Annotated in this window: 11 protein-coding genes and 1 riboswitch; of the genes, 3 read left to right on the forward strand and 8 right to left on the reverse strand. The window is 61.3% G+C overall.

Features of this window, described 5'->3' with window-relative positions:
• Position 1: 1 nt before the first annotated feature.
• On the reverse strand, positions 2 to 2,200 hold the full coding sequence (locus HHJ17_RS00450) for an FUSC family membrane protein (protein WP_296504605.1): 2,199 nt from the start codon (positions 2,198 to 2,200) through the stop codon (positions 2 to 4).
• 152 nt (positions 2,201 to 2,352) lie between these two features.
• Between HHJ17_RS00450 and HHJ17_RS00455 the strand changes: the two genes are divergently transcribed.
• The gene (locus tag HHJ17_RS00455; protein WP_296500014.1) at positions 2,353 to 2,748 is read left to right on the forward strand and encodes a VOC family protein; all 396 of its coding nucleotides are present in this window, start codon (positions 2,353 to 2,355) and stop codon (positions 2,746 to 2,748) included.
• A gap of 3 nt (positions 2,749 to 2,751) precedes the next feature.
• Here the strand turns inward: HHJ17_RS00455 and HHJ17_RS00460 are convergent, their stop codons facing one another.
• Complete coding sequence (locus HHJ17_RS00460; RefSeq protein WP_296504607.1) at positions 2,752 to 3,687, reverse strand: DHHA1 domain-containing protein; 936 nt, start codon at positions 3,685 to 3,687, stop codon at positions 2,752 to 2,754.
• Between the two features lie 99 nt (positions 3,688 to 3,786).
• On the opposite strand from HHJ17_RS00460, the gene HHJ17_RS00465 reads away from it, so the two are divergent.
• A complete protein-coding gene (locus HHJ17_RS00465) occupies positions 3,787 to 4,080 on the forward strand; it encodes a 2Fe-2S iron-sulfur cluster binding domain-containing protein (RefSeq protein WP_296504608.1) in 294 nt (97 codons plus the stop codon).
• 3 nt (positions 4,081 to 4,083) lie between these two features.
• Here HHJ17_RS00465 and ylqF read toward each other — a convergent pair whose 3' ends face one another.
• Positions 4,084 to 5,043: a ribosome biogenesis GTPase YlqF gene (gene ylqF, locus HHJ17_RS00470; RefSeq protein ID WP_296504609.1), complete on the reverse strand. Its 960-nt coding sequence runs from the start codon at positions 5,041 to 5,043 to the stop codon at positions 4,084 to 4,086.
• A 185-nt stretch (positions 5,044 to 5,228) separates the two neighbouring features.
• Positions 5,229 to 5,322, forward strand: a riboswitch (cyclic di-GMP riboswitch).
• Between the two features lie 213 nt (positions 5,323 to 5,535).
• Here ylqF and HHJ17_RS00475 point away from each other — a divergent pair.
• Positions 5,536 to 7,134: a GGDEF domain-containing protein gene (locus tag HHJ17_RS00475; RefSeq protein WP_296504612.1), complete on the forward strand. Its 1,599-nt coding sequence runs from the start codon at positions 5,536 to 5,538 to the stop codon at positions 7,132 to 7,134.
• A 22-nt stretch (positions 7,135 to 7,156) separates the two neighbouring features.
• On the opposite strand, the gene HHJ17_RS00480 is transcribed toward HHJ17_RS00475, so the two are convergent.
• From HHJ17_RS00480 to aroQ, 5 genes are all read right to left on the reverse strand, one after another.
• Positions 7,157 to 8,749 (reverse strand): alkaline phosphatase D family protein, encoded by a 1,593-nt coding sequence (locus HHJ17_RS00480; RefSeq protein ID WP_296504613.1) that lies wholly within the window; start codon positions 8,747 to 8,749, stop codon positions 7,157 to 7,159.
• 67 nt (positions 8,750 to 8,816) lie between these two features.
• On the reverse strand, positions 8,817 to 9,407 hold the full coding sequence (locus HHJ17_RS00485; protein ID WP_296500026.1) for an NAD(P)H-dependent oxidoreductase: 591 nt from the start codon (positions 9,405 to 9,407) through the stop codon (positions 8,817 to 8,819).
• Between the two features lie 89 nt (positions 9,408 to 9,496).
• Positions 9,497 to 9,916 (reverse strand): alternative ribosome rescue aminoacyl-tRNA hydrolase ArfB, encoded by a 420-nt coding sequence (arfB, locus tag HHJ17_RS00490; RefSeq protein WP_296504616.1) that lies wholly within the window; start codon positions 9,914 to 9,916, stop codon positions 9,497 to 9,499.
• 23 nt (positions 9,917 to 9,939) lie between these two features.
• Positions 9,940 to 11,295, reverse strand: coding sequence for a tRNA 5-hydroxyuridine modification protein YegQ (yegQ, locus tag HHJ17_RS00495; protein ID WP_296500028.1), 1,356 nt, complete (start codon positions 11,293 to 11,295; stop codon positions 9,940 to 9,942).
• Positions 11,292 to 11,753 carry a type II 3-dehydroquinate dehydratase gene (gene aroQ, locus HHJ17_RS00500; RefSeq protein ID WP_296500030.1) on the reverse strand — a complete coding sequence of 154 codons (462 nt, stop codon included), beginning with the start codon at positions 11,751 to 11,753 and terminating at the stop codon, positions 11,292 to 11,294. Before aroQ ends, yegQ begins: the two co-directional genes overlap by 4 nt.
• Positions 11,754 to 11,786: the final 33 nt, after the last annotated feature.

Here is an 11,786-nt window from a genome sequence, read left to right on the forward strand (position 1 = left end):
GTTAAGCAACGGGTGGCAGCAGCACCTGGTCGGCATCGTCGCGCAATTGCACGGCAATACCGGCGGCCAGATCGAGCCGGCGCAGCACCCAGGGACTGAGGTCGTGTTCAAAAGGATCGAGCAGCGCCACCGGACCCAGCCCATCGGCGCTATCAGGGAGAACCGGGGCCATGTCTGGCGGACGGCCGCTTAGCGTGGCTTCGATCGTCGCGGCCGCTTCCCTCAACGGCGTTTGAATCTGCGCCGGCGTCAGGCGACCGCGACGTGACAACAACATGGTTTTGACCGCCGTCAGTTGTGCCAGCAACTGGTAACTGTGCGCCAGCAGCCGGCCCAAAGGCACCAGCGGCGGGCGCACGGCGCGCGGCTCCGACAAGGATCGCTGCGTCGCCTGTACCAGCGCCGAGAGACTGTCGTAGGCCTCACGGCGGGCCAGACGCCACTCCAGTTCAGGCTCGTTATCCACCGCCTGCAACTGACCCAAGCCCAGCGCAACGCGGGCATGGCGCGCCTGCGCCGCCAAGGTGCGCGCCACCAGCGCCGGAATCTGGGTGCGCTCCCATGACGGCAGCACGTAGCTGAAAGCCCAGGCAATGGCCACGCCAAGCAGCGTGTCGGCCATCCGCTCCAGCACATCGAAGGCGGGACTGACGCCGGCCTTGAGCAAGTGCGCCTGCAGCAGCCCGAGCACCGTGGCGGCCACCGCCGTCACCAGGTAGCGCTTGATGGCAAAGGCATGGGCCACGGCCTGCGCCAGCGTCAAGGTCACCAGCAGCACCAGGAGCGGGGCATGGGCCGACAACAGGGCGCCGGCCAAAATGCAGCCCATCAGCGTGCCGGCAACCCGGTGATTGCGCCGCTCCAGCGTCTGGGCCAGGCTGCCGCGCAGCACCACCACGATGGTCAGCAAAATCCAGTAGTCATGCGTGCCCCAGGGCAGCCAGAGTGAGATGGCATAGGCGGTGCCAATGGCGAGTGCGGCGCGAATGGCGTGGCGCAACGGCGGCGCGTCCCACTGCCACATGGCGACGAAGGGCCGCCATGACCACGCGGTGGGGCTCACAAACATCTGCCAGGTGGTACGCACCAGGGCGACGTCCGGCTCGGCCTCCCCGCGCGCCAGCGCAATCAGGTGCAAGGTTTCGTCATTGATGTGACCGACGCGGCTGGCCAGCCCGCGCGCCAGCAAGGCCGGCGATGGGCCCAGGTTGTCCAGCGTCGTCGTCCCGTCGTCGGCCCATTGCAGACGGGCGAGTTGCGGCCGGTGGCTCACCGTCGGCGCTGGGATGCGACCGCGCAGCAGGGCATCGGCCAACTGCACGAGTTCGTCGGCCAGCACCTCCAGCACCTCGCGCAAAGCGCCCAGCACGGGCGCGTGGCCGGGGTGGGCCTTCAGCGTATCAAGGTCGAGTTCGCAGGCCAGCAGATGGTCCCGCATCTCCAGCACTTGCATCAGCATGCCGGCCAGCCGCTGCCGGCGCGGCGTGCGCGGCGACTCCAGCAGGATGTCGCGGGCCGCCTGCAACTGGTCGGCCAATGCGGCCTGCTGCCGCAGCAACTGGCCAATCAGGGGCATCGGGCCACCCGGCTCGTTTGCCGCCGAGGAGAACTGCTGTGCCTGCGTGCGCATGAGGCTGGCCAGCGACAGCAGCGTGTCGGCCAGCATTTGTTCCCGATAGCGCGCGTTCAGCACGGCGTTGGCGAGCGTGGCCCAGAGCAGGTACAAGCTCGCGCCGAGGGCGAAATACAGGCAGGTGGACAGGACGGTGGCGCCGTTCGCGTGCTGCGGCACCGCCATCGAGAAGATCATGGCGAACATGACCGAAATCGAGATCGGCAAGCCGCGCTTGCCCCACGCCGCCGCCAGAAAAGCGATGAAAGTTGCCGGCACCAGCAGCAGACCGAGGCTGATGGGCGCAGCGTGCAGCATCTGCACGCCAAAGAAAATCGGCAGGCCGATCAGCGCCGCCGGCAACAGTTGCCAGAACTTGCCGCGCTTGGGCGCGGGCTGGTCCGGCGGAATACAAACAATGATGCCGACCGAGGCGGCGGCCGCCGCAAACGCGCCAAAAAACAGGTGCACCCCGCCCGAAATCAGCAGCAGGCCCAAGGCGGCTGACAGACCATTGGCCACGTAATGGCTGAGCGCGACACGCAAGGCGGCCCGGGTACGACGTTCGGAAGAACTCAATAGCGGCATGGTGGGTCAGTGGGTTGAAGCGTTGGACAGCGTAGCAGCGCCCCATCGTAGCGCGATAGCACGCAACAAATGGCCTTGCCGTGTTCAACATCGATGACTAGACTGGTTGAACGCTGGCGCACCGCTGCGCCAGGCAAGTGAAGGAGCTCATCATGGCAACTACCGCAGTCCAGCCCAACGCCGTGGGCTGGTTTGAACTCTATGTCGACGACTTGGCACGGGCCAAGGCGTTTTACCAGGCGGTGTTGCAACGCCCGATGGAAGACTTGGCGACCCCGCCGGGCGGTGACATGCAAATGTGCATGTTCAGCATGAGCACGGAGGGCACCGGTGCGGCCGGGGCGCTGGTCAAAAGCCCGCACACCAAGCCGGGGAGCGGCGGCACGCTGGTGTATTTTTCATGCGTCGACTGTGCGGTGGAAGCCGCGCGGGTCGCCGCCAACGGCGGCACCGTTTGCCAGCCCAAAATGGGCATTGGTCACTATGGTTTTATTGCCATTGTGCAGGATACCGAGGGCAACACCATCGGCCTGCACTCCATGCAGTAGGCGTTAAGCTGGCACCGCTGCTGGCGCGGCGTCCAGGCGCCCGCGCAGCAGTTCAGGCAGGCGCTCCAGGCCCATCTTGAAACCACACGCTTGGGCGTGGCCGCCACCGCCCATGCTTTCGGCCAGCGGAATGCAATTAAAACCCTTCTCCGAGCGCAGGCCCGCCTTGACGACGGCGCTCTTGTCAACGCTCCACATCAGCGCAAAAGTGCCACTCTTTTTGCAGAGGGTTTCGCCGATCAGGCTGTGAAAGACGCCCGGCGCATTGACCATCAGCCCGCTCACACCATTGAAGAGAATGGGCTGCGCGCCCTCGGCAATGCCGCTGGCCAGCTTGCGGAACTTCTCGTCCATGGCCCGGCCCCGCTCCACGTAACTGGCCAGTTGCAGGGCATCAAAGGTAGCGATCTGATGCCAGCGCGCAAACTCGAACGGCTCCATGTCCAGCGCCGCCAGAAAACCGGCACTCTCGGGGTATTGCCAGACCCAGATGTCGCGGTCTTCCACAAAGCGCACCAGATCGGGTACGGGGTGCTCGGATTGAAAAAATTCCCAGGCCAACCGGGCGCCTGACTTTTTCATGTCGAAATGCACCACGCCACAGCGACAGGCAAAACCGGTCAGCTTGTCGGCCGCGCTTTTGTGGTGGTCGAGCATGACCAGCTTGGCGGCACGTTCCTCAATGCCGTGCATGATTTCCGGCGAAAAAGAGAAATCAAGAATGTAGACCGCACGCCCGTCCAGCGCGGGCAGGTCGGCCACCGACTTGATGTCGCCATGGTCCAGCCCCAGAAACTCCGCCTTGCCCTCGTAAAAAAGCCAAGCCGCCAGGGCCGCCGCAAAGCCGTCCGGACAATTTCGACCGTGGTAAAGAATAAGCGGTTGCGGATCGTTTTGAGCCGGCTTGATCAGCAAGCTCAGGGGAAGAATGGTTTTCATGTTGGACGTTAGTTGCTGCAATATGCTATTTATTTTATAGCGATGAATACAGCGCTGACAAGCGCTATAGGCTGATTTAATGACTCATACAATAAAGGGATGGATATCACGCAAGCCCCGCCATTTTTCATCGCCAGCCTGGAGGCTGATGGTCAGCAGGTTGATGCCTGGACCCATCAGCCCCTGCTGGTCTCGCTGGAGCAAGGCGGCATCGATTGGCCGAGCTCCTGCCGCAACGGAACCTGCCGCACCTGCATTGCGCAACTGGTGCGCGGCGAGGTCCGTTACGACATCGAATGGCCGGGCCTGAGTGCCGAAGAAAAAGCCGAGGGCTACGCGCTGCCATGTGTTGCCTTTCCATGTTCAGACCTGGTACTGCGCCGCGGCACTTAACCCTCAAGAAACATCGCGTGAATTGGGACGTGGAATTTGCTTGAACCGGATCTTGCGGTCGAGTTCAATCGCATCTTTCTTGACCTGACGCTCGGCATCCAGCTTTTGCCCGGCAACCAGCCACAGGGCAAATTCTTCCGGAGTTTCCAACGTCATCCGCCCCATCACGGCGGCCCGAAAGTCGTAAATGGCAATTTCGGCGGCTTTTTGCATGTTGACGCGATTGCCCCCCTGCAGGGCGCCCCGTTTGCGGCCAATGGCAGTCAGCAGCTCCTCGTCGGTCATGGCGGCCACCGCGACTAGCTTGAAGCGCGCTTCCACCAGATGGGCGTAATGGGTTTTCAGGTACTCCAGCAGTTCCAGCGCCACCTCTTCTTCGTTAAAGGCGTTGCGGCCAATGGCACCGCTGGCGGCCAGGTTGTAGCCGCTTTTGGCCACGATGATGCGCGGCCACAGCATGCCGGGCGTGTCGTAAAGGTAAAAATCGTCCGCCAGCGAGATGCGCTGTTCCAGCTTGGTGATGCCGGCTTCATCGCCGGTTTTGGTTGCGCGTTTACCGGTGAGGGTGTTGATCAGCGTGGATTTGCCCACATTGGGAATACCGCAAATCAGCACGCGCATCGGCTTGACATTGCCGCCGCGATGGGGCGCCAGCGCAAAGCACTCCTTGATCAGGGCCTTGGCGGGGGCGGAGACGCTGGCATCCAGTCCCAGTGCCCGGGTGCCGGGCTGGCTGTTGTAATGCGCCAGCCACTGTGTCGTGATGGCCGGGTCGGCCAAATCCTGTTTGTTCAGCACCTTCAAGGTGGGCCGGCCCTGGGTCAGTTCAGCCAGCATGGGGTTGGCACTTGACCCTGGCAGGCGTGCGTCGAGCAACTCAATCACGACATCAATGTTCTTGATGCGGTCACTGATGGCTTTTTTGGTCAAATGCATATGACCCGGGAACCACTGAATAGCCATGTTTTAAATTGATCCTTGTGCCGACAAAACGGTGTCCACCCATGCCGACCCCTCCTGGCCGAAGCCAACGCGGTCCATACAGTGGTGAACAGTCGTATTGTCCCCTGCCATGGCGCCTTGCCGCTGGATCTGCCGAAAATCCGTTGGCAAAAATCCTCCACAGATTCAATACAAACTGTTACACTTTTTTGCATTGGCAAATGCAGCGGAAGCTGCAGACGCAAAGCTTCGGACCCTATCCCGGCACCTTGTGACTGGAAGGGTGGCTGGGTTGCACCGGTAATGACTCAGATCACGACCGGCTCTGAAGTCCTCGCGTTGCCATTTTGATTGGGCACATTAAGCGGGCGACAAATATCCAACTTTGGTGGCTTTGTCAGCGCTTGTTTCGTCGAGCGGCGTTGGTTTGTCAATTACAAATCTCGGTGTCAATACCTCAAAGAAGGTATGCCGGGCAATCAGAATGGGTTTATGGGAAACGAGGTCCATGAAATGCCGAGGGACAATTTTGAGTCCTTGCTGGACGAAGCGCACGCAAAGCTTCGGGTCGGCGATGCACTCGCCTGCCAGGCATTGGCCAAGTCCGTTGTCGCGGCGGCCCGGGAAAGACAAAACCTGCAGCTGGAAGCCCAGGCGCTCTTGTGTCTGGCCAATGGTGACCGCATGGTTTCGCGCTTCAGGCGCGCCAACCAGTCCAGCCGACGTGCGGCCTATCTGTTTCAGTTGATCGGCGATGCGGCCGGCGAATCCGAAGCGCTCACGATCGTGTCGTACACCTACAGCGTGCTGGGCCGAAGCGAAGAAGCGGTAGAAACCGCGTTGTTAAGCCGGCACTTGAGTGAATTGTTGCCAGCCGGACCTGCGCTGGCGCTGTCCTGCAACTACCTGGGCCTCGCCTATGCCTATGGCCGCAGCTACGACAAGGCGGATGAAGCCTTCAGCACCGCCATCTCGATCCTGGAGCGCCAGGGACTGGGTTCAGACGCTTTGCTACCCTGGCTGAATCAGCGCAACACCGAAGTTATCCGGCTCTTTTATGAGCGCTATTACACAGGACAACTCCCCGTGCTGGACCGTTTGCAGGCACTGCGAGAAGTCAATACAAACCCGCTGGATGCGGAAAAGTCAACCGGCATCCTGCATGGGGTCTACATAGTCAGTCAAGCAATGTGGCTGCTGCTGGCGGGCATTGAAAGCTGCTGGCGGGGACAGTTGGAAGCGGCCGAGGCCGAGGCCGAAATCTGTGCGGCCTGGGCCGCCAGATTCCCCTGGAACACCTCGCTTGCCATTCTGGAGTTCTGGTTGCGCGCCGAGATCGCCTGGGCCCGCAAAGACTGGCTTGGTGCAGAGCAGCGCATCCGCAAGATGCTTGAAATGGCGATTGAAACCGAGCACGAACCCATGGTCGCCATTGGGCACTTGCTCGCCTCCCAGATCCTGGCCGAGCAGGGACACGAGAAGGCGGCGCGGGAGGAACTCACCGCACTGCGGATGCGCGAGCAGAGCCTGCGCAATGATTTCCTCAAGAGCCGCACGGCAGTGGTCGCCTGGCAACTCAAGGTGCGCAAAAATCACGAGGAGATCCAGCGCATCGAGGCGACCTCCAAGACCCTTGAGAAACTCTCGTTTGAAGACCCGTTGACGGGTCTGGCCAACCGCCGCCGCTTCACGGAGATTGTCCCCGGATTGCTGAGCCAAGGTTTGGCGCGGGGACGGCCACCCTTTGTGGCCTTGATTGACATTGACCAGTTCAAGCAGATCAACGACCGGTTTTCACATCAAATCGGGGATCAGGTGCTTCAGTGCATTGCGCAGATTCTCAAATCGCACCTGCGCGAGGGGGACATGCCGGCGCGCCTGGCCGGCGACGAGTTTGTGCTGGCGTTCGGACACGCCGACGCATTGGACGTGGAACAGGTCTGCGAACGGATCCGGGCGGCGGTGCAAAACTTCGACTGGGCCGACATTCAAGACGGGTTGCAGGTGACGATCAGCGTCGGCTTTGCCCAGGCGCAGCCCGGAGACTCCGTTGAAACCCTGACGCACCGCGCTGACTTGGCCATGTATTCAGCTAAAAAAGAGGTCGAGTAGCGCACCCCGACCTCTTGGCCACTCAGGCCCGCTGTGGCGCCAGCGTCTTGGCGTAGAGCGAAGCGCCCGTGAGGTCCTTGAGCGTGACCGTCATGGCCTTGCTCTTGGCATCAATGTCGACCTGACCAAAAAACTGCAGGCCGGCCGTGGGCGCGGTGTTCTGCTCCTGCGGCGCTTTTTGGTACACCACCTGCATACCAAAGGTGGCATCGGTTTTATTGGGGCCAAAGCTGCCGGCATTCAAGGGGCCGGACACGAATTCCCAGAACGGAGAAAAGTCGCTGAACTTGGCTTTGGCCGGGTCAAAGTAATGCGCGGCGGTGTAATGCACATCGGCCGTCAGCCACACCACGTTTTTGATGCCGGCACGTTTGATTTCGCGCAGCAGCCGGGCCATTTCAAGCTCGCGACCCAGGGGCGCGCCATCGTCGCCATTGGCCACCGCTTCCCATTTGTTGCGCCCCTCACCATCCTGACCGTCGGCCACCTGCAGGCTGATCGGCATGTCCGCGGCGATTACTTTCCACACCGATTTGGAGCGTTTGAGGCCGTCGAGCAGCCAGGCAATTTGCGGCCGACCCATGAAGGCACTTTCTTCGGTCTCGCTGGTTTGCAGGTTGTGGCTGTTGGGGCCACGGTAGCTGCGCATGTCCACTACAAACAGGTCCAGCAACGGGCCCTGCGGCAGATGGCGATAGACCCGCTCGCTCTCCACATCGGCGGTGCGGCGCAGTGGCGCATATTCCAGAAACGACTTGGTGGCGCGCGCCACCAGCAACGGCACATTCTTTTCGGTATAGCGTTTGTCGGCGCTCAGATCCTTGGCATCGGACCAGTTGTTGCACACCTCGTGGTCATCCCACTGCCAGATTTGCGGCACGTCCGCCGCCATGCGGCGCACATTGGCGTCCATCAGGTTGTAGCGATAGCGGCCGCGGTATTCGTTGAGCGTCTCCGCGACCTTGCTCACTTCTTCCGTCACCAGGTTGTTCCAGATCGAGCCATCGGGCAGCTTGACTTGCGCCTGAATTGGACCGTCGGCATAAATGGTGTCACCGCTGTGCAAAAAGAAATCGGGATTGACGCGGCGCATCTGCTCATAGATTTTCATGCCGCCCCAGGCTTCATTGATGCCCCAGCCTTGGCCGGCGGTGTCGCCGCTCCAGGTAAAACGCACATCGCGCACCGCCCTGCTGCCCGCGGCAGCCGGCAGCCGCAAGTGGCCCGGCATGGCCTCCGACAAGACGCGTTCGTTATGCAGGTCCTGCAGCACCACGCGATAAAAAATCTCCTGCCCGGCGGGCAAGCCCGTCAAATCCACACGCCCGGTGAAGTCGCTGTCTTCCATCAAATACGGGCCCCGCACGCGGGTGGCATTGGCAAAACTGGCGGTGGTGGCCCACTCCAGCCAAAGACGCGCAGGCCGGTCGCTGCGCGTCCAGATGACAGCGCCATCCGAGGTGGGGTCGCCGCTCTGGATGCCATGGGCCATCTGCGGCCGCATGGCGTCGCGCGTGATCACCGCAGGCGCGGTTTGCGCCAGCGCGAGCCCGGGCACGGCAACGGCGACACCGCCCAACACCGCAGTTGAATTCAAAAAATTGCGACGATCCATCAAGACGCTCCAGTAGGTAAAGGATCGCCCCATTGTTGGGAGTCAACATGTCAGGTTCATGACCCCCCTATTGCGCAGCGGCGCCTAGCTTGTGCAGCTTGTCTGTCCACTTTTTGACGCCAACGTCGTCCAGCTTGTCCACCATGCCGATGAGGGTTTCGTTGACCGGTGAGATACCGACAAAGCCGAGGATGTTGCGCTCCAGATTTTTCACACTGTGGGCGCGAAAGTACCAGCGGTAGATCAACGCTGGCATCCCCATGGTGACCACCACCCGGGCCGAACGCCCGGTTAGCCCTTTTTTCCCAAACGTGTTGTTCGCGTCTGCCTTGAATGCAAAGCCGGGACGGGCCACCTGCTCCAGAAAACCTTTGAGCAAGGCGGGCATGTCGCCCAGCCACAGCGGAAAAAACAGTACCAGATGTTGGGCCCAGGCAATGTCTGCCTGCGCCTGCACCAGCGAGGCAGGCAGAGTGCCCTCCTCCCAGGCTTGCTGGCTGCGCAGCAACGGGAAATCAAGCTCCGCAACGGGAATACGCCGCACCTCATGCCCGGCCGCCTCGGCGCCCTGCGCATAGGCATCTTCCAGCGCATGACCCAGATGACGGCTCACCACATCGGGGTGACCTTGAATGAGGACAATACGTTGCGCAGCCATGATTCATTTTCCTTCGGTCAAAACCTTGAATACTGACGCCCCAAGCAAACGGTCGCTTTGACGTGGCTCAACGACCGGATCGCGTCCGATCACTCCTTGACCCGGCCGCGCAAGGCCTTGGTCTCGGAGCGCTGGCTTTTGGCCACGCGCGCTCTTTGCTTCGAGCCATAGCTGGGCTTGGTGGCACGCCGGGTCTTCGGGGGCCGCGCCACGCTATTGACCAGTTCGTGCAAACGGACAAAGGCGTCCAGTTTGTTCATCTCCTGTGTGCGATGCTGCTGCGCCTTGATGACCAGCACGCCATCCTTGGTAATGCGGCTGTCATGCAGCGCCAACAGGCGCTCTTTCACATCGTCTGGCAGCGAAGAAGCAGGAATGTCAAAGCGCAAATGAATCGCGCTGGACACTTTGTTGACGTTTTGCCCGCCCGCCCCCTGCGCCCGGATGGCCGTGATCTCGACCTCCTCCTCGCGGATTTCCAACAGGGGCAGTGCAGCGGCTTCAGCCATGGAACAGTCGCTCGTTCAGGCCTTCAAGCGGTAACCTGATTGGGCGTACCTTCAAACTCTTTGTCCGTCACGTAACGCGCCACAAAAGCGCCCACCGCACTGGCGGGCAGCGGCAACCAGACGACATGGCCACTGCCGGGCGCCACATCCATCGGCGCGGCATCTCCGTTTTCCATGCTCGTGAGCTGCACGTTATGGTTGCCTTGGGGGTGGATGATTTCCAGCCAGTCGCCCACCGCAAATTTGTTTCTGACGTTGACTTCCGCCAACCCACGCGCGGCGTCAAATGACAGCACATCGCCCACATACAGACTGCGCCCGGACTCGGAATAGCCGCGCAGGTAATTTTGGGTGGACTCTGGAGTATGGCGCTGGAAGAAGCCGGAGGTGTAGCCCCGGTTGGCCAGGCCTTCCAACTGCCCCAGCAAGGCCGGGTCCAGTTCACGCCCGGCCACGGCATCGTCAATCGCCTGGCGGTAGGTCTGCGCCGTGCGCGCCACGTAATACGGGCTCTTGGTGCGGCCCTCGATTTTGAGCGAATCGACACCGATTTCCACCAGGCGCTGGACGTGCTCAATGGCGCGCAAGTCTTTCGAGTTCATCACGTAGGTGCCGTGCTCGTCCTCTTCAATCGGCATGTAACTGCCGGGGCGCTGGCTTTCTTCGATCACATAGACCTCAGAATGCTGGCCTTCGCGCTCCCGCTCGGCAGCCGCCTGCGGCGCCAGAATGTCGCCCGAGGCATCAACCACACCGGGCTGGGTTTTGTAGTCCCAGCGGCAGGAGTTGGTGCAACTGCCCTGGTTGGCGTCGCGGTGGTTGAAGTAGCCGGACAGCAGGCAACGGCCCGAATAAGCGATGCACAGGGCGCCATGCACAAACACTTCCAGCTCGGTGTCCGGACACTCCTGGCGAATCTGCGCTACCTGGTCCAGCGACAGTTCACGCGACAGAATCACGCGGCTGACACCGACGCTTTTCCAGAATTTAACGGCGGCCGAATTGACCGTGTTGGCCTGCACCGAGAGGTGGATTTCCATCTCGGGCCAGGTCTCGCGCACCATCATGATCAAGCCGGGATCGGACATGATCATGGCGTCGGGCTTCAAGGCAATCACTGGCGCCATGTTTTGCACATAGCTCTTGATCTTGTTGTCATGCGGGAAAATGTTGGACACCAGGAAGAACTTGTTGCCCAACTCGTGAGCCCGGTCAATGCCTTGTTTCAGCACCTCGATATTGCCGAAGTCGTTGTTGCGCACGCGCAAGCTGTAGCGCGGCTGACCGGCATAGACCGCGGTGGCGCCAAAGGCCATGGCGGTTTCCAGCATCGTCAGCGAGCCGGCGGGCGCCAGCAGTTCAGGGGTTTTCAAAGTCATGCGGAGACTCCTGTTTGCATCGTGGCCAAGCCGGCAATGGCCAGGGCGTAACCACTGACACCCAGGCCGCACATCACGGCCTTGGCCGCAGGTGAAATATAGGAGTGATGGCGAAACGCCTCGCGCGCAAACACGTTGGAAATGTGCAGTTCAATCAGGCTGATGCCCGTGCCCTTGATCGCGTCAAACAGCGCAATCGACGTGTGCGTGTAGGCGCCGGCATTCAAAATGACGCCGACCAATTTGCCCGTGGCGTGCAGCCGCCCGGCCTCATGCAGCCAGTCAACCAATTGGCCTTCGTGGTTGCTTTGGCGAAAGTCCAGCGCGAAACCGTGGGTGGTGCAGGCCTGGGCGCACAGCTTTTCCACATCGACCAGCGTTTGCGAGCCATACACGGCCGGTTCGCGCGTGCCCAGCAGGTTGAGGTTGGGGCCATTGAGGATCAAGGCAGTTTTCATTAAGCAGCTTCCATGAATCAGTTGGGGGCAGTG

The organism is Rhodoferax sp., from assembly GCF_012927445.1.
GTDB lineage: Bacteria > Pseudomonadota > Gammaproteobacteria > Burkholderiales > Burkholderiaceae_C > Rhodoferax.

Bases quoted from the DNA above. Each gene is read 5' to 3' on its own strand.
- HHJ17_RS00450 (WP_296504605.1), bottom strand. From the start codon at position 2,200: ATGCCGCTATTGAGTTCTTCCGAACGTCGTACCCGGGCCGCCTTGCGT.
- HHJ17_RS00455 (WP_296500014.1), top strand. From the start codon at position 2,353: ATGGCAACTACCGCAGTCCAGCCCAACGCCGTGGGCTGGTTTGAACTC.
- HHJ17_RS00460 (WP_296504607.1), bottom strand. From the start codon at position 3,687: ATGAAAACCATTCTTCCCCTGAGCTTGCTGATCAAGCCGGCTCAAAAC.
- HHJ17_RS00465 (WP_296504608.1), top strand. From the start codon at position 3,787: ATGGATATCACGCAAGCCCCGCCATTTTTCATCGCCAGCCTGGAGGCT.
- ylqF (WP_296504609.1), bottom strand. From the start codon at position 5,043: ATGGCTATTCAGTGGTTCCCGGGTCATATGCATTTGACCAAAAAAGCC.
- HHJ17_RS00475 (WP_296504612.1), top strand. From the start codon at position 5,536: ATGCCGAGGGACAATTTTGAGTCCTTGCTGGACGAAGCGCACGCAAAG.
- HHJ17_RS00480 (WP_296504613.1), bottom strand. From the start codon at position 8,749: ATGGATCGTCGCAATTTTTTGAATTCAACTGCGGTGTTGGGCGGTGTC.
- HHJ17_RS00485 (WP_296500026.1), bottom strand. From the start codon at position 9,407: ATGGCTGCGCAACGTATTGTCCTCATTCAAGGTCACCCCGATGTGGTG.
- arfB (WP_296504616.1), bottom strand. From the start codon at position 9,916: ATGGCTGAAGCCGCTGCACTGCCCCTGTTGGAAATCCGCGAGGAGGAG.
- yegQ (WP_296500028.1), bottom strand. From the start codon at position 11,295: ATGACTTTGAAAACCCCTGAACTGCTGGCGCCCGCCGGCTCGCTGACG.
- aroQ (WP_296500030.1), bottom strand. From the start codon at position 11,753: ATGAAAACTGCCTTGATCCTCAATGGCCCCAACCTCAACCTGCTGGGC.